13 protein-coding genes are annotated in these 17,473 nt (G+C 72.5%); 1 reads left to right on the forward strand and 12 read right to left on the reverse strand.

Annotated features, from left to right (window positions below; genetic code table 11):
* Nucleotides 1-221: 221 nt before the first annotated feature.
* The 11 genes from ACTWP5_RS25015 to nrdR form a co-directional block, all read right to left on the reverse strand.
* A complete protein-coding gene (locus ACTWP5_RS25015) occupies nt 222-1,100 on the reverse strand; it encodes a tyrosine-type recombinase/integrase (protein WP_443223364.1) in 879 nt (292 codons plus the stop codon).
* Between the two features lie 121 nt (nt 1,101-1,221).
* Nucleotides 1,222-2,820 carry an RNA polymerase sigma factor gene (locus ACTWP5_RS25020; RefSeq protein WP_443223365.1) on the reverse strand — a complete coding sequence of 533 codons (1,599 nt, stop codon included), beginning with the start codon at nt 2,818-2,820 and terminating at the stop codon, nt 1,222-1,224.
* Between the two features lie 301 nt (nt 2,821-3,121).
* Nucleotides 3,122-4,102, reverse strand: coding sequence for a FadR/GntR family transcriptional regulator (locus ACTWP5_RS25025; RefSeq protein WP_443223366.1), 981 nt, complete (start codon nt 4,100-4,102; stop codon nt 3,122-3,124).
* Nucleotides 4,103-4,168: 66 nt separating this feature from the next.
* A complete protein-coding gene (locus tag ACTWP5_RS25030) occupies nt 4,169-6,118 on the reverse strand; it encodes an ATP-binding cassette domain-containing protein (RefSeq protein WP_443223367.1) in 1,950 nt (649 codons plus the stop codon).
* Between the two features lie 104 nt (nt 6,119-6,222).
* Nucleotides 6,223-6,963 carry an NUDIX hydrolase gene (locus ACTWP5_RS25035; protein ID WP_443223368.1) on the reverse strand — a complete coding sequence of 247 codons (741 nt, stop codon included), beginning with the start codon at nt 6,961-6,963 and terminating at the stop codon, nt 6,223-6,225.
* A 45-nt stretch (nt 6,964-7,008) separates the two neighbouring features.
* Entirely contained in the window at nt 7,009-8,160 is a 1,152-nt protein-coding gene (locus ACTWP5_RS25040; protein WP_443223369.1) for a DUF4192 domain-containing protein, read from the reverse strand.
* Nucleotides 8,161-8,242: 82 nt separating this feature from the next.
* Nucleotides 8,243-8,962: a ribonuclease HII gene (locus ACTWP5_RS25045; RefSeq protein ID WP_443223370.1), complete on the reverse strand. Its 720-nt coding sequence runs from the start codon at nt 8,960-8,962 to the stop codon at nt 8,243-8,245.
* A 60-nt stretch (nt 8,963-9,022) separates the two neighbouring features.
* Complete coding sequence (locus ACTWP5_RS25050) at nt 9,023-9,631, reverse strand: YdbC family protein (protein ID WP_443223371.1); 609 nt, start codon at nt 9,629-9,631, stop codon at nt 9,023-9,025.
* Nucleotides 9,632-9,687: 56 nt separating this feature from the next.
* Nucleotides 9,688-10,494 (reverse strand): SDR family oxidoreductase, encoded by an 807-nt coding sequence (locus tag ACTWP5_RS25055; RefSeq protein ID WP_443223372.1) that lies wholly within the window; start codon nt 10,492-10,494, stop codon nt 9,688-9,690.
* A 111-nt stretch (nt 10,495-10,605) separates the two neighbouring features.
* Nucleotides 10,606-13,548, reverse strand: coding sequence for a vitamin B12-dependent ribonucleotide reductase (locus tag ACTWP5_RS25060; protein ID WP_443223373.1), 2,943 nt, complete (start codon nt 13,546-13,548; stop codon nt 10,606-10,608).
* Nucleotides 13,549-13,662: 114 nt separating this feature from the next.
* Nucleotides 13,663-14,142, reverse strand: a complete 480-nt coding sequence (gene nrdR / locus ACTWP5_RS25065; protein ID WP_443223374.1) for a transcriptional regulator NrdR — start codon at nt 14,140-14,142, stop codon at nt 13,663-13,665.
* Between the two features lie 465 nt (nt 14,143-14,607).
* On the opposite strand from nrdR, the gene lexA reads away from it, so the two are divergent.
* Nucleotides 14,608-15,357: a transcriptional repressor LexA gene (gene lexA / locus ACTWP5_RS25070; protein WP_443223375.1), complete on the forward strand. Its 750-nt coding sequence runs from the start codon at nt 14,608-14,610 to the stop codon at nt 15,355-15,357.
* Between the two features lie 50 nt (nt 15,358-15,407).
* Here the strand turns inward: lexA and ACTWP5_RS25075 are convergent, their stop codons facing one another.
* Nucleotides 15,408-17,441 carry an ATP-dependent DNA helicase gene (locus ACTWP5_RS25075; RefSeq protein WP_443223376.1) on the reverse strand — a complete coding sequence of 678 codons (2,034 nt, stop codon included), beginning with the start codon at nt 17,439-17,441 and terminating at the stop codon, nt 15,408-15,410.
* Nucleotides 17,442-17,473: the final 32 nt, after the last annotated feature.

A 17,473-nucleotide genomic window follows, 5' to 3' on the forward strand; every position in this document is an offset into this window, starting at 1 on the left:
CGGGTCCAGCCGCGAGTAGGCGGGGTGCTCCAGGGTGGAGCCTCCCCTCCAGCCACGCCAGCGGCCGGGCCGGTTAAGGCGGGACAGACGCTTCGCCTCCACGCGCCACCGAACGGCGCCCTTAGGGGTGCGCTCAACGACCCCCAGCCGCTGACGGTCGGGGCGCTTCTCGTCCTCACAGTCCTTGCACCAGACGGTGAGTATCCGCACCGCCTCGCTCATCACAGATCACCCAACCCGAGCCGGCGGGCTTCCTCGGCGGCGCGGCGCTCGGAGGACGCCCGCGTGTAGCGGTCCAACATGTCCCGCCGAGTCCATCCTGCCACCGCCATCAGACCGCCCTCGGAGCCGCCGGCGGCGAGCCAGCGGGCGGCTGCGGTGTGGCGCAGGACGTGGGGATGGAAGTTCTTGATGCCGGCGAACTCGGCGCGGTAAGCGAGGGCGCTGTGCAGCCCGTAGTAGGTGAAGCCCTTCCCGCGGTCCCCCAGCCAGAGGGCATCGGTGTCGGCGAGTCGGTGGGCACGGCGGAGGCGCAGGTAGCGGTCGATCGCGCGGCCGGTCTGCGGGCCGAAGGGCACACGGCGGGCCCTGGCGTTCTTCGTCTTGTGGAGGATCGCGGCGCCGTCCTTGAGGTCCATGTCGTTCACGCGCATCGCCACCACCTCGCCGGCCCGCGCGCCTGTCTCGGTCATGAACCGCACGATGGCCTCGTCGCGGCGGTCGCGGAGGTCCTTGCCGGAGCACGCCTTGATCAGCAGCTTCAGCTCGTCGTCGGTCAGCTCCGGCGTGATCTTGTGGTCGAGCTTGGGCGGCTTCAGCCTGATGAGCTGGTCGGCGTCGATCTCCCCCTCCTCCGCCAGCCACGCGGAGTACCGGCGCACCGCGAGCTGGCGGGACCGGGCGGTGGCGGGCTCGGCTCCGGCGTCGAGGAGGGCGGAGACGAAGGAGTTGACCGTGGGGCGGTCGAGATCCGGGTGGATGTCGTTCTGGTCGCACCAGCGGAGGAAGGCGCGCACGCCGTCGCCGTAGGTCTTCAGGGTCTGGGCGCTCTTCCGCTCGGCGGCGAGGTGGAGCAGCCAGGAGTCCAGAAGCGCACGCATGTCCGAATCGTTCACGCTGTCCGAGCGTACTTCACTATCTGGACTGAGAGCGTTGCGCTAGGGAAGAAAAACGCCCCGAACCTGAAAATTCGCAGGTCAGGGGCGTTTAGAGTGGTTTGCCTCAGTCCAGGTAGTCGCGGAGCACCTGGGAACGGGAGGGGTGGCGGAGCTTCGACATGGTCTTCGACTCGATCTGCCGGATGCGCTCCCGGGTGACGCCGTAGACCTTGCCGATCTCGTCGAGGGTCTTCGGCTGCCCGTCGGTCAGACCGAACCGCATCGACACCACGCCCGCCTCGCGCTCGCTGAGCGTGTCCAGCACCGAGTGCAGCTGCTCCTGGAGGAGGGTGAAGCTGACCGCGTCGGCCGGAACCACGGCCTCGGAGTCCTCGATGAGGTCGCCGAACTCGCTGTCACCGTCCTCGCCGAGCGGGGTGTGCAGGGAGATCGGCTCGCGGCCGTACTTCTGGACCTCGACCACCTTCTCGGGGGTCATGTCGAGCTCCTTGGCCAGCTCCTCCGGGGTGGGCTCACGGCCCAGGTCCTGGAGCATCTGACGCTGCACACGGGCCAGCTTGTTGATGACCTCGACCATGTGCACCGGGATGCGGATGGTGCGGGCCTGGTCGGCCATGGCGCGGGTGATCGCCTGGCGGATCCACCACGTCGCGTACGTCGAGAACTTGTATCCCTTGGTGTAGTCGAACTTCTCGACCGCGCGGATCAGGCCCAGGTTGCCCTCCTGGATCAGGTCCAGGAAGAGCATGCCGCGCCCGGTGTACCGCTTGGCGAGGGAGACCACGAGCCGGAGGTTCGCCTCCAGGAGGTGGTTCTTCGCGCGGCGGCCGTCCTCGGAGATGATCTCCAGCTCGCGGCGGAGCTTGGGAGCGATCTTGTCCGAGCTGGCGAGCTTGTCCTCGGCGAACAGGCCGGCCTCGATGCGTTTGGCGAGCTCGACCTCCTGCTCGGCGTTGAGCAGCGGGACCTTGCCGATCTGCTTGAGGTAGTCCTTGACCGGGTCCGCGGTCGCTCCGGCGGCCGCCACCTGCTGGGCGGGGGCGTCGTCCTCGTCCTCGTCGGACAGGACGAAGCCCTCGTTCTCGTGCTTGGCGTCCGGACCCTCGGGAGTGGGCTCTGCCCCGGCGGCGCGCTCGGGCGCGTCCTCGGCCTCCAGGAGCTCGTCGGAGAGCTCCTTCTTCGCCGACTCGGGGGCCTTCTCGGACTTCTTGGCAGCCGCCTTCTTCGCCGGGGTGGCCTTCTTGGCGGCGGCCTTCTTCGCCGGCGCCTTCTTCGCGGCCTTCTTGGCCGTGGCCTTCTTCGCCGCGGTCCTGCCCGGGGCGCCGCCCGCCTCCTCGGCGCTCTCGGCGTCCGCGACCGCCGTGTCCTGGCTGGTCGTGGTCTTCCTGGTGGAGGCGGCCTTGGCGGCGACCGTCTTGGTCGCGGTGCGCTTGGCCGTCGACTTCGCGGCGACACTCTTCCGGGTGCGCTTGGGCGCCTCGGCGGCACTCACCATAAGCGTCACGCCCTCCTCGTCGAGGATCTGGTTGAGGCTGCGCAGAACGTTCTTCCACTGGGTTGACGGGATCTGGTCAGCCTCGAAGGCCCGGCGGACATCATCGCCGGCGATCTGCCCCTCAGCCTTTCCCCGTTCGATGAGCGCCATCACAGAATTGGACTCGGCGATCTCCGCAGGGAGAGTACGGGAAGTGCTGGCCGACACGAACAACCTCTCGGAACTCTGGGAACGGCTTGGGATCCGCCCGATGGAAGCGGACCGTGACCGCCGGCGTGGGTGGGCCAGCGGCGTCGGTGGTGCGGCGCCGGACGGCTTGCCCGGCTACCACGGCCACCTCTTGAATCATCGCGCTGCTCCCCGAAGCGTTACGCAGCTTTCGCGTGTCCCGAGTCACATCGCACGCTCGACTGTAGCGGGCCGGAGCGCATGCGTCGCCGGAGCCCTGCCGTCCGGCTCCGGCGACGCGCTGTTACCTGACGTGACGACGTGCGTGATGACGGTCGCGTCAGTGCTCGCGGGGGGCGGGGACCACGTGGTCCGCTCCGCCGGTGGCGGCGGCGCCACCCGAGCCGGTGGCCTGCTCCGATGGCTGGAGCAGCTGCCGCATCGCGGTCTCGGCCGCGGCGGGCTCGCCGGCGGTCATCGCGTCGACGATGCGCTGGTGCAGCGCGATCGACGCCTCCGTGGGCTGCTCGCAGCCCGAGAGGGCCCCGCCCGACACCTGCAGCGCCGAGGCGACGATGCCCGAGAGGTGTTCGAGCATGCGGTTGCCCGCCGCCTGAAGCAGCAGGGCGTGGAACTCGGCGTCGGCGCGGGAGAAGGTCAGGGCGTCCGACTGTCCGAGCGCGTGGGTCATGATGTCGACCATGTCGCCGAGGCGCTGTCGGATCTCCTCTCGGCTGTCGCCGGCGGCGAGCCGGGCGGCGAACGGTTCGATCGTGAGGCGCAGTTCGCACAGCTCGCGGCGCTGGTCCTCGCGCTGTGGGCCGAAGGCGCGCCACTCGATGATGTCGGGATCCAGGAGGTTCCAGTCGCCGACGGGGCGCACCCGGGTGCCCACGTTGGGCCGGGCGCTCACGAGCCCCTTCGCCTCGAGGACGCGCAGCGACTCGCGCACCACGGTGCGGGAGACCTCGAAGCGCTGTCCGATCTCCTCGGGGACGAGCGGACGGTCGGCACCGAGGTCGCCGGAGACGATCATCTGGCCGAGCTGTTGCACGAGCTGCCCGTGCAGGCCGCGGCCGCGGCTGCCCGCGGCGCGGCGGCCGACGCGGCCCATCTCCGGGTCGGGCCCCTCCCATGCGGGGGCGTTGGTGGTCCGGGCGGCGCCGGAGGACTCCGCGTAGGAGTAGCGGTCGAACTCGCCCGGACCGGACGAGCCGGTCTCCGTGGAGCGAGCGGTGGCGATCATGGAGTGCGCAAGGGTAGTCACGCCTCCTTTGTCGGCGGTGCCCGTGGACACCTTGAGGTCTTTGGTGAAAAGCACACGAAAGGGTGATCGGCGCCTCCCTCATAATTGACGGCTAACCAGAAGAAAACGGATGTTCACCGTTCATCGTGTGCCACCCCGCAGGGCGACGTACGCGTACCCGCCCAGCACGGCGGCGAGAGCGAGGGCGAGCGCCCAGCCGACGGGCTGGGGGGCGAGGTGCGCCGGGGCGAGCACCCAGGGGTCGGCCCACGACAGGAACGGCACGCCCGTCATCGACGCGAGCCGGTCGGCCAGCTCGCCGAGGGGGCGCGGCGCCGAGGCCGCCAGCGTCTGCCACGGCGGCGACGCGAGGAGCGGCGGCAGGGCGGCGACGGCGGCCAGACCCGCCAGGGACGACCGGCACAGGTGCGCCGCCAGCACCCCGGTCCAGGCGCAGCCGACGGCCGGCACGGCGGGGTCGAGCAGGGCGGACGCCCACGCGACGGCGCCGAGCGCCCCCACCCCCTCGGCGCCGTCGGCGCCCTCGGCGGCGAGGAGCAGCGTGAGGGCGGTGACGTTGAGGCCGAGGGTGGCGCCGCACAGCACCAGCGCGACGGCCGTGCCGACCACGAGCCCGGCACCGAGCAGGGACAGCCGGCGGGAGGCGGGGCGGCACGCGGCGGCGAGCACGGGGTGGCGGCGCTCCCGGTCGAAGGAGACCGCCCCCGTCGCCCCGGCTGCCAGGGCCGCGACCGGCAGCGGCCACGGGTCGGGCCAGCCGGCCAGGGTCCGCACGGGTGGCCGCGCGTCCGGGGCGGCCATTACGCCCGCCGCCGCGAGCCCGACCAGCAGCGTGGCCGCCGCGAGCCACCAGACGGGCGCCAGGCCGAGCCATCGACGCAGCTCGTAGCGGAGCGGCCAGAGCAGCCAGAGCGGACGGGCCGCGGTGGCGGCCGGCAGCCGGGGCGGCAGGGCGGCGCCTCCACCGCCGCACGATCCGCCCCTGGACCGCGTCCGCCCGGCGCCGGGCCTCGCGCTGCCGGCGCCGCGCACCGGCTTCCCTTCCGTTCCATCGCCCGCCGTGGAGTCCACCGTGCCCTTGGGGGCACGCCCGAGGGCCGGGGCGGGCGGGGAGCCGGCACCGGGCAGGCGCTCCGCCTCCCTGCCGTCGGCCCGGCGCAGCGGGCCGACGGACCAGCGGTCCCCCGTCCGCCCCCGCGTCTCGGCGAGGTGGTGCACGAGGACGCGGTGGCGGTGCGCGAGTTCGCCGACGACGGGGGCCTCGCTGCCGTACACCGTGAGCACGGTGCCCGACTCCCTGACCACCTCCGGCCTCGCTCCGGCGCCCGCTGGCAGCCCGGGCTCGAGGGCGCCGGTGAGGGCCGCGGCGAGGCGGTCGGCGTGCGGGGTGCGGACCACGACCCGCGGGCGGAGCCGGGTGCGGGCGAAGTCCTCGCCCCGCTGGTCCGCCAGCAGTCGACCGCCGTCGAGACTGACGACGCGGTCGGCCAGGAGCGCCGCCTCCCGGGAGTCGTCCGAGGTGAGGAGGACGGTCCCGCCCTGGTCGGCGTGAGTGCGCAGCAGGCCGGCCAGCCAGGCCCGCTCGCGGGGGGCGAGGCCGCGTGCGGGATCGTCGAGCAGGAGGGTGTGGGGATCGCCGAGGAGCGCGACGGCGAGACCGAGCCTGCGCTCCATGCCGCGCGAGAGGGCCGCCAGGCGCGTGCGCGCCAGGCCGCTCATGCCGACCGCCTCCAGCGCCTCCTCGACACGGCGGTCGGGAACGCCGGCGAGCGCGGCGAGCAGGCGCAGCTGCCCACGGACCGTGCGCCGCGGGTGGCCCGGCACGTCCCCCAGGAGAACGCCGATCTCGCGCGGGGGGTGGGGCACCCGCGACAACGGTCGCCCTCGGAAGAGGGCGACCCCGCGGCCCGGGGAGAGCTGGAGCATCAGCCGCGGAACCTCCGACGCTCCGGAGTCGGCCGGGCCGAGCAGCACGGTCACCTCACCCGCGCACGCCTCGAAGGTGAGGTCGTCGACGGCCGGTGGCCGGCCGCGCCGGGGTGTGCTGGTCAGGCCGACGGCCTGGATCATCGCGCCTCCCGCTCGTCACCCGCAGGTGCCCCACTGCCATGACACGCTCGCACGATAACGGGACATGTCGGATTTTCTAGCGAGGCGCCGTGGGTGACGCGCGGTCAGACCTCCGGCCGCAGCATCGGGGGGTTGAGGACCGTGGCCCCGCCCGCCCGGAACAGCTGCGCCGGGCGCCCGCCCTGACGCGTGGTCGTGCCGCCCACCGGGACCAGGAACCCCGGGGTCCCCGTGACCTTGCGGTGGAAGTTCCGAGGATCGAGAGCCACGCCCCAGACCGCCTCGTAGACGCGGCGCAGCTCCCCCACCGTGAACTCCGCCGGGCAGAACGCCGCCGCCAGAGACGAGTACTCGATCTTGGAACGGGCCCGCTCCACGCCGTCCGCCAGGATCGTGCCGTGGTCGAAGGCGAGACGCCCTGACGGCGTGGCCGCGTCGCCCAGCAGACGGTCCACGGGCATCCACTCCGCGCCGCCCGCGTCGCCCCCCGGAATCGGCGACGGCAGGTCCGGCGCGAGCACCAGGTGGGCGACGCTCACCACCCGCATGCGCGGGTCCCGGTGCGGGTCGCCGTAGCTCGCGAGCTGCTCGAGATGGACACCCGACAGGCCGTGGCCGGTGCCCTCCTGCACCCGCAGCCCCGTCTCCTCGGCCAACTCCCGCACCGCGGCCGCCGTCAGGTCCTCCTCGGCCCGCACGAAGCCCCCCGGCAGGGCCCACTCCCCGCGGTGGGGCTCCTCGCCACGGCGCACGATGAGCGCGCACAGGGCATGCCGCCGGACGGTGAGCACGACCAGGTCCACGGTGACGGCGAACGGCGGATAGTCCGACGGGTCGTAGGGCATGCCGTGATCATAGGGTCCCGACCACCCTGGGTCAGAGTCACGCGGTCACAGCCCGCGTGCGGCTCGCTGCTGCCGCATGCTGCGCCGCAACGGCTCAGGGCTGATCCCCTCGTTGAGCGCCTGGTAGAGCAGCCTGCCGAAGACGTACTCCGGATCGGCCGCCAGGGCACGGCTCAGCGCGACACGCGCCGCCGGCTCGTCTCCCACCGACCAGGCCACCCAGCCGGCCAGGGTGAGAGGGGCCGCCGCGTGCCCGGCGTAGGCGCCGACGCAGCGGCGGGACAGCGCCCGCCACAGGCGCAGCGCCGACGGCGCCTCGTCTCCCTCCATCCACTCCGCCGCCCGGTCGCGGGCCTGCCGGTCCTGCAGCCCCAGCACGAGGCGCGCCGCGTCCTCGCAGCTGACCAGGGCGTCGTCGCCGGCGTCGACGGCTGTCTCCTCCTCCCGTGGGGGGACCGGCGACCGACGCAGTCCCTCCATCAGCCGCTCGGCGAGCGAGACGGTGTCCTCCCGCACCGCCGTGCGCTGCTCGGCCGGCCCGAGCAGACGGGGCGTCAGCTCGGCGGCGGCGACGTCGAACGCCTCCGCCTGCCGGGCCGCCGCCGGGCCCGTCACCGCTGCCAGCCGCCGCTCCAGGTCCCGGATCGAGCCCGGTGGGCGAAGTCCGGCGTACGCGGCCGCCGCGGCCATCGGCGAGGTGCCCGCCTCCGGCAGCTCGCCGCCCTCCTCCGAACAGCACTCCCCCGAGGGACAGCAGTACGACCAGTACCGGGTGTCCGAGACGTACAACGCCTCGAACACGGGCACCTCCCGCGCCCCACAGGCGGTCCGCAGCAGCTGGGCGAGGGGACGCAGCCGCTCCATCGTCCGCCTGGCCCCGTCCTCGTCAGCGGGCTGCCGGCAGAGGTAGACCACGGCCCCGTCGGGACGGCCGCCGCGCGCCTGGCCGCCCTCGACCAGGCAGGAGGCGAGCTGCTCCGCGACGGCCGGCCAGCTGCCCGGGTCCTCGGGGATGCCGGTGCGGATGCGCCCGCCGAGCCGCCCCCGTGGACCGTGCAGTCCGAGGAGGACGACGGAGTCCTCCGGGCGGTATCCCAGGAGGTACGGCAGGGCGTCGGCCAGGTCGGCGGGGCCGCGCAGGATCACGTGGTGGTCGGCGACGGTGAGTTCTCGGTCGATGTCGCTGTGTCGAGTCATGCCACGAGCGTGCGGCTTCGAGGCCCCTCGGCGACGTGCGTCATCCACAGGCCCCGCCGCTTGTCATACGAATCGGGGCGCCTCAGAAGATGCCGAGCTGAACCGCGTCCTCCTCGACACGGTCGGCCTCACCGCGGTCGGCTGGGGCGAGGCGGGGCGGGGGCAGCCTGAGATGGCGCCAGCGCGGCAGCGCCTCCAGGAAGGCCCAGGTCATGCGGTGGTGCGGCGTCGGCCCCCACTCGGCGAGGGCCGCCCGGTGCACCGGCGAGGGATAGCCGGCGTTGGTGTCGAAACCGTACTCGGGATGCTCGGTGGCCAATGACGCGAGCATGGCGTCGCGCCGCACCTTGGCCAGCACGGAGGCCGCGGCCACGGCGACGCACCGCTGGTCCCCCTTGATCACGGTCCGCACCCGCCACGGGCCGCCGAGGTAGTCGTGCTTGCCGTCGAGGATGACCGCGTCGGGGCGCTCCGGCAGCCCTCCCAACGCCCGGGTCGCGGCGAGCCGCAGCGCGGCCGTCATCCCGAGCGTGTCGATCTCTCGGGGGGAGGCGTGGCCGAGGGCGTGCGCCGTGACCCAGGTGCCGAGCACCTCGGCGAGGGCCTCGCGGCGCGCCGGCGTCAACAGCTTGGAGTCGGTCAGGCCGTCCGGTGGCCTGCGCAGACCCGTGATGGCGGCGCAGACGGTGACCGGGCCGGCCCAGGCGCCGCGCCCGACCTCGTCGATCCCGGCGACCAGGCGGGCGCCGGTTTTCGCGCGGATCGATCGTTCGACGCTGTGGGTGGGAGGCTCGTAGGGCATGGCACCGCCCACCCTACGCGTTGGTTCGGTCGCCCCGTTCACGTCCTCCGCCGTGGCGGGTCAGACCGTCCAGGACGTCTCCATGTCGATGACGTCGCCGTTGATCGCCGCGACGTCGGCACCGGTCTGCGCGCGCAGCGCGAGCCGTTCCACCCGCTCCGTGCGGTACTTGGCGCGCTCGGCCGCCGAGTTCCACATCGACAGGACCAGGAACTCACACTCCGGCTCCGCCTCGGCGAAGACGCCGCGCAGCATCCCCGGCGAACCGGCCATCGCCGGGTTCCAGACCTTCTCCTGCATCAACGCGAAGTGCTCGGCGCGCTCGCGGTGCACGCGGTAGTGCGCCACGCGGAGCAGGTCGGAGTCCGCGAAGTGCGGCTCGAAGCCCATCTTGACGTCGAAGCGGTACTCGAAGAGCCGTACCCGCATGTCCTGGTACGTGCCGGCCTGGGAGGCGGCGAGGCGGTCGTGCGACCGTGCCATGAAGGAGTCGTAGAACGCCCGGCTCTCCCAGAAGCCGAAGAGGTGGGCCACCCCCGGCTGGGCGCGGCTCCAGCCGCCGCCCTGCGCCCGGAATCCGGGCTCGCCCAGCAGCCCCGCCCACTTCCGCTGCCCGCGTTCGAAACCCACTCGGTCCACCACGGAGCACCGCATCCACTTGACCAGCACCGCGCCATCGTACGGCCAACGGGGGGCGTGAACGCGCGGAACGGACGATCCGACGATCACCCGCCCGCCGGGGCACCCCGATCCAGGTACTCCTCGAAGGTGACGACGCCCTCGGCGTGTTCCGGCGTCAGCAGCGCCCCCTCGCGCAGCGCCCGGACGACCCGTCCCGGCGGCCTCACCGGCAGCACCGGGCGCCGCCGGCCGTCGATCCGCAGCGCCACCCTCGTCAGCTCCTCGGCCGTGCGGACCTCGGGACCCCCCATGTCGGCCACGTGGCCGGCGGGTTCGTCCACCGCCAACGCGGCGAGGCGCTCACCGACCTCGCGCGCCGCGACGGGCTGGAAGCGGACCCCGCCGCCCAGCGTCACCGTCACGGGCAGCCTGCGCTGCGCGCGCACCGCGGCCGCCAGGAACTCGTGGAACTGCGTGGCCCGCAGCGTCGTCCACGGCATGCCGGACTCCTCGACCAGCCGCTCACAGGCCAGCTTCGTGCGGTAGTACGACAGGGCCGGGACGCGGTCGACGCCCACGATCGAGACGTACACCAGGTGAGGGCCGCCGCCGGGGGAGGTGTGGGCGCCGCCGGCGCGCCGGGCCGCCGCCAGGAGATGCCGGGTGGCGGCGAGGTCCGCGCGACCACGGGTGGTGGCGCAGTGCACGACCGCGTCGACGCCCCGCAGCGCCGCGTCGAGGCCCTTCCCGGACCGGAGATCGCCGCGGGTCCACCGGGTGGGGGTGCGGTCGCTGGGTGGTCGGTCGTGGCGGCTGAGGACCCGGACCTCGTGTTCGTCCTCCAACAGCCGCCACACCACGTGCTGGCCGAGGGTTCCGGTGCCGCCCGTCACGAGGATCGTGCGGTTCACGGTGGTCTCCTTCCTGCTCCTTGGGTGTTCCTCCTCGGTGCCCGGGAGACCGGTGCGGTGCCGCCGCCCGCTCGCACGCGGTGCCGCGTGTGAGCGGGCGGCGGCCGGCCGTCAGCTGCAGCCGCTGGTGGAGCCGCAGCCCTCGCACACGTAGCAGCTGCCGGCGGGACGCATCTTCGTGCCGCAGGACAGGCACAGCGGCGCGTCCGCGTTGAGCCCGAGGCGCATCTCCAGCAGCTCCGTGGAGCTGTGCGCCTCCGTGGGGGCCGGTCGCTCCCGGGCCGCCTCGGTGGCGACGGTGGACTGCCCGGACTCCCCGGACGCGCCACCACCGTCGGCCGGGGTGTGCTCCGCCGCCGGGGAGGCGGCCGGGGGAAGCTCCCCGGCGTCCGCCTCGCCCTGGGCGGGCTCGTACGTACCGGTCTCCAGGTGGCGCTGCCGTTCGGCGGCGGTGTGGATGCCGAGTGCCGACCGCGTCTCGAACGGCAGGAAGTCCAGCGCCAGGCGACGGAAGATGTAGTCCACGATGGACTGGGCCATCCGCACGTCGGGGTCGTCGGTGATGCCGGCCGGCTCGAAGCGCATGTTCGTGAACTTCGAGACGTACGTCTCCAGCGGCACGCCGTACTGGAGGCCGACGGAGACGGCGATGGAGAAGGCGTCCATCATCCCGGCAAGGGTGGACCCCTGCTTGGACATCTTCAGGAAGACCTCGCCGAGGCCGTCGTCCGGGTAGGAGTTGGCCGTCATGTACCCCTCGGCGCCGCCCACGGCGAACGAGGTGGTGATGCCGGGCCGACCCTTCGGCAGCCGCCTGCGGACCGGCCGGTACTCCACGACCTTCTCCGCCGGCTTCGCCGAGGAGGCCTCGGCCCCGTCCACGGCGGCGGAGCCGGTGGCCTTCGCGGCCTTCTCGTCCTTCTTCTTGGCGGACAGCGGCTGGCCCACCTTGCTGTTCTCCACGTAGACCGCGAGCGCCTTCAGACCGAGCTTCCAGCCCTGGAGGTAGATCTCCGCCACGTCGTCGACGGTGCTCGTGCTCGGCATGTTGACGGTCTTGGAGATCGCGCCGCTCAGGAACGGCTGCGTGGCCGCCATCATCCGCACGTGGCCCATCGGGGCGATCGAGCGCTCACCCATGGCGCAGTCGAAGACCTCGTAGTGCTCCTGCCTGAGGCCGGGAGCGTTCACCACGTTGCCGTGTTCGGCGATGTGGGCGACGATCGCCTCGATCTGCTCGGCCTGGTACCCGAGCCGCTTCAGCGCCTTGGGGACCGTGTTGTTCACGATCTGCATCGAGCCGCCGCCGACCAGCTTCTTGAACTTCACCAGCGCCAGGTCGGGCTCGATACCCGTGGTGTCGCAGTCCATCATCAGGCCGATGGTGCCGGTCGGCGCGAGCACCGAGGCCTGCGCGTTGCGGAAACCGTTCTTCCTGCCGAGGCGGAGCACGTCCTGCCACGCCTCCGTCGCCGCCGCCCAGACCGGGGTGTCGAGGTCGTCCATGCGCCGGGCGGCGTCGTTGGCCTCGGCGTGCTGACGCATCACGCGGTTGTGGGCGTCGGCGTTCCGCGCGTACCCGTCGAACGGGCCGACGACGGCGGCGAGCTCGGCGGAGCGCCGGTAGGAGGTGCCGGTCATCAGCGAGGTGATGGCGCCGGCCAGGGCGCGCCCGCCGTCGGAGTCGTACGCGTGCCCGGTGGCCATCAGCAGGGCGCCGAGGTTGGCGTACCCGATGCCGAGCTGCCGGAAGGCCCGCGTGGTCTCGCCGATCTTCCGGGTGGGGAAGTCGGCGAAGCAGATGGAGATGTCCATCGCCGTGATCACGAGCTCGACGACCCGGGTGAACCGCTCGACGTCGAAGGACTGGTGGCCCTCGTCGTCGTCCCTCAGGAACTTCATCAGGTTCAGGGAGGCGAGGTTGCACGAGGAGTTGTCCAGGTGCATGTACTCGCTGCAGGGGTTGGAGGCGGTGATCCGGCCGCTCTCGGGCGAGGTGTGCCAGCGGTTGATGGTGTCGTCGTACTGGATGCCGGGGTCGGCGCAGGCGTGGGCGGCCTCCGCCATCTTGCGGAACAGCGACCGGGCGTCGATCTCCTCGATGGTCTCTCCGGTGAGGCGTGCCCGCAGCCCGAAGGAGGAGCCCGACTCCACGGCCCTCATGAAGGTGTCCGTGACACGGACCGAGTTGTTGGCGTTCTGGTACTGGACGGACGTGATGTCGTCGCCGCCGAGGTCCATGTCGAAGCCCGCGTCCCGCAGGGCGCGGATCTTCTCCTCCTCCTTGACCTTCGTCTCGATGAACGCCTCGACGTCCGGGTGGTCCACGTCGAGCACGACCATCTTCGCCGCGCGGCGGGTGGCGCCGCCCGACTTGATCGTGCCGGCGGAGGCGTCGGCGCCGCGCATGAAGGAGACGGGCCCCGAGGCGTTCCCCCCGGAGGAGAGCAGCTCCTTGGAGGACCGGATGCGCGAGAGGTTCAGACCGGCGCCGGAGCCGCCCTTGAAGATCATCCCCTCCTCCTTGTACCAGTCGAGGATCGACTCCATCGAGTCGTCGACCGAGAGGATGAAGCAGGCGCTGACCTGCTGGGGCTGCTGGGTGCCGACGTTGAACCACACCGGCGAGTTGAAGCTGAAGATCTGGTGGAGCAGGGCGTGGGCCAGCTCGTGCTCGAAGATCTCGGCGTCCTCGGGCGAGGCGAAGTACCCGTGGCGCTCACCGGCGGCGCGGTAGGTCTTCACGACGCGGTCGATGAGCTGCCTGAGGCTGTGCTCCCGCTGGGGGGTGCCGACGGCACCGCGGAAGTACTTGCTCGTGACGATGTTGACCGCGTTCACCGACCAGAAGTCGGGGAACTCGACGCCGCGCTGCTCGAAGTTGACCGAGCCGTCGCGCCAGTTGGTCATGACGACGTCACGGCGCTCCCAGACCACCTCGTCGTACGGGTGCACGCCGGGCGTCGTGTGGATGCGCTCGATCCGCAGACCCTTGCTCCCCTTGCCGCCCTTGGCGCGGGAACCACGTGCCGGGCCGCTCGTCGTCTCAGTCATTCCGCCTCCCTGTGCGGGCGTGATCGCCCTGATGTGACGCGGTCGTTCACGCGTCACGGTCTGTCGTTCTGCGGCCGGGCGCGACGGTGCGCCGCGGCCTGGTCCGTGTGCCGCTCAGTCGGCGGCGCGCCGCTGGGGCACGGCGTCCTGGATGCTCCCGCGCAGCTCCGCGATGGCGGCGTCGAAGTCCTCCAGCGAGTCGAACGCCCGATAGACGGACGCGAACCGCAGGTAGGCCACCAGGTCGAGCTCGCGGAGCGGGCCGAGTATCGCGAGGCCGACGTCGTGCGTGGACAGCTCGGCGCTGCCGGTGGCCCTGACGGCCTCCTCGACCCGCTGGCCGAGCTGGGCGAGGGCGTCCTCGGTGACCGGGCGGCCCTGACAGGCCTTGCGGACACCGGCGATCACCTTGTCCCGGCTGAACGGCTCGGTGACGCCGCTGCGCTTGATGACCATGAGCGAGGCGGTCTCGACCGTGGTGAACCGGCGGGAGCAGCTGGGGCACTGGCGGCGTCGGCGGATCACCGTGCCGTCGTCGGCGGTGCGGCTGTCGACGACCCGGCTGTCGGAATGCCGGCAGAAGGGGCAGTGCATCGCTACTCTCCCTCCTCACAGCATCAATGACGCAGAGTGACAGTCCCGGGCGCGACGGTATGACCGAGCGCACCCTGACGCATCCCCTGACACATCAGGGCCGCCTCGCGGGACGCCGTCCAGCATAGGCGATGCGTGCCCTCGATGATGCCACGACACCACAACTTGTGGGGGCGTTGACGCGGAAGACCACTAGATCTAGGGTAGCCGCCGGACCGCGGCGCGTTATCAGCGACAGTCAGCGGCGGCAGGGAGGCGACGATGGGCCAGCGAGGGCGCGACGAGGCTATCGCACCCTGCTCCGCTCGCGGCGGCCACGGTGGGTTACCGTTTGCCGCCATACACCCGATCGATTGATCACGACAGGCGATCAGTCATTTTTCACTCGAACGTGTGTTTGGCGCAACCTTTCGATAGCAACTACCGTTGTGTGACTAGGGAGTATCAGCCTGAGAAGGGGTCCACATGACCACCGCAGCAGACGACGCCGTCACCGCCGCCGAGCGCCGCCAGGACCGCATCACCGCGGCCGGGCCCGCGCCCGCGCGGCCGATGCCGGGACGCCCGCCGGGCATCCGGGCGGACAGCTCCGGGCTCACGGACCGTCAGCGGCGCGTCATCGAGGTCATTCGCGACTCCGTGCAGCGCCGTGGATACCCTCCGTCGATGCGGGAGATCGGCCAGGCCGTCGGGCTCTCCAGCACCTCCTCCGTCGCCCACCAGCTCATGGCCCTGGAGCGGAAGGGTTTCCTCCGCCGGGACCCCCACCGCCCCCGCGCGTACGAGGTGCGCGGCGCCGAGACGCCGCCCCCTCCCGCCCCCGACACCACCGGCAAGCCCGCCGCCTCCTACGTTCCCCTGGTCGGCCGGATCGCCGCGGGTGGGCCCATCCTGGCCGAGGAGTCGGTCGAGGATGTCTTCCCCCTCCCCCGGCAGCTCGTCGGGGACGGCGAGCTCTTCGTCCTGAAGGTCGTGGGGGACTCCATGATCGACGCGGCCATCTGTGACGGCGACTGGGTGACCGTGCGTCGCCAGCCCGTGGCGGAGAACGGCGACATCGTCGCCGCGATGCTCGACGGCGAGGCCACGGTCAAGCGCTTCCGGCGGGAGGACGGCCAGGTCTGGCTCCTCCCCCACAACACCGCGTACCAGCCGATCCCCGGAGACGAGGCGACGATCCTCGGCAAGGTCGTCGCGGTCATGCGTCGGGTCTAGCGCTCGCGGAGCCCGGACCCACCGGCCCCCGCGGGCCTGAACGAGGTGCATCACGACGCGGCGGCTCGCGCTGCCGCGTCGATCGCCGCGAGGGAGCGGCGCACCTGGTTCCGATCCGTGGTCTGCCAGAAGTCGGGCATGGAGGCACGCAGGAAGCTGCCGTACCTGGCCTTGGCCAGCCGCGGGTCCAGCACCGCGACCACGCCCCGATCCTCCGTCGTCCGGACCAGACGGCCCGCGCCCTGGGCCATCAGCAGCGCGGCGTGCGTCGCCGCCACCGCCATGAAGCCGTTGCCCCCCTCCTCCTCCACGGCCTTCTGGCGCGCGCTGACCAGCGGGTCGTCCGGACGCGGGAAGGGAATGCGGTCCATCACCACGAGCTGGCAGTTCGGACCCGGCACGTCGACACCCTGCCAGAGCGAGAGCGTGCCGAAGAGACAGGTGCGCGCGTCGTCGGCGAAGGTGCGGATCAGCTCGCCGAGGGTCTCCTCACCCTGCAGCAGGATCGGCAGGTCCAGCCGGCCCCGCAGCGCCTCAGCCGCCGCCTGCGCGGCGCGCATGGAGGAGAACAGGCCGAGCGTCCGCCCGCCGGCCGCCTCCATCAGCTCGGCGAGCTCGTCCAGCATGTCGGCGCGGCTCCCCTCCCGCCCGGGGGGCGAGAGGTGCTGTGCCACGTAGAGGATGCCCTGCTTGCGGTAGGTGAACGGCGATCCCACGTCGATGCCGCGCCAGGGCGGGAAGTCCTCGCCGTGCTGTCCCTCGGGCGCGAGCCCCAGCGAGGCGCCCACGCCGTTGAAGTCACCCCCGAGCCGGAGGGTGGCCGAGGTGAGCACGACGGAGCGCTCGGTGAAGAGCTTCTCCCGCAGCAGCCCGGACACCGACAGCGGCGCCACACGCAGCGAGGCGCCGTACCGGTCGTGCTGCTCGTACCAGACGACGTCGTGCTCCGAGCCCTGCACGATGCGCTCGGCGACCTCCTGCACCGACTCCACCGAGGCGAGTGCCTGCTTGCGCACGGCGTCCTCGTCCGCCACGCCCTTGTCCCGCGTGGTGCCGAGGGCGGTGATGACGGCACGCGCGGCGTCCCGCAGCGCGGCGAGCGTGTACCCGAGGTCTTCGGGGATCTCGGTCAGTCGGCCGGGCGCCGCCACCTCCAGCAGCCGCTCGAACGCCTCGGCCGAGGTCATCAGCTGGTCGGCCACCTTCTCGTCGACGAGCTTGGCCGCGCGGCGCACCGCGCGGTTGACCCCGCCCGGGCTGAGCTCCCCGGTGGCGACCCCGGTCACCCGGGAGACCAGCTCGTGCGCCTCGTCGATGATCAGCACCTCGTGACCGGGCAGCACCGGGGCGCCCTCGATGGCGTCGATCGCGAGCAGCGCGTGGTTGGTGACGACGACCTCGGCCAGCTTGGCCCGCTCCCGGGCCGCCTCGGCGAAGCACTCCGCCCCGTACGCGCAGCGGCTGGCTCCCAGGCACTCCCGGGAGGAGACCGAGACCTGGGACCAGGCGCGGTCCGAGACGCCCGGCGTCAGCTCGTCCCGGTCCCCCGACTCCGTCTCCTGCGACCACGTGCGCAGCCGCAGCAGGTCCCTGCCGAGCCTGCTGGTGGGCTGGGCGGACTCGAAGGGGTCGAAGAGACCCTGATCGTCGTCCTGCGGCACCCCCTCGTGCAGCCGGTGGAGGCAGAGGTAGTTGGAACGGCCCTTCAGGGTGGCGAACTCGGGGCTCCGGCCCAGCAGCGGGCGCAGTGCCTCCACCGTCCTGGGCAGGTCGCGCTCGATCAGCTGCCGCTGGAGCGCGAGCGTCGCCGTGGCGACGACGACCCGCTCGCCCTCCGCCAGCGCCGGCACCAGGTACCCGAGCGACTTCCCGGTCCCGGTGCCGGCCTGGACCAGCAGGTGGGTCCCGTCGGCCACGGCCTCGGCGACCGCCTCGGCCATCGTGACCTGGCCGGGCCGCTCGCTGCCGCCCACGGCGGCCACGGCGGCCCCGAGCAGCTCGGTCACGGTGGGTACGGCGCCGGCGGTCGGCGTCTCGTCAGGAGTGCTCGCGGACAGCTCGGTTACCTCAGTTACCTCAGTCATGTCGGCTGCCACCCTAACGGCCGCCACCGACA

The sequence above is a fragment of the Streptomyces sp. 4N509B genome, from assembly GCF_052245655.1.
Classification (GTDB): Bacteria; Actinomycetota; Actinomycetes; order Streptomycetales; family Streptomycetaceae; genus Streptomyces.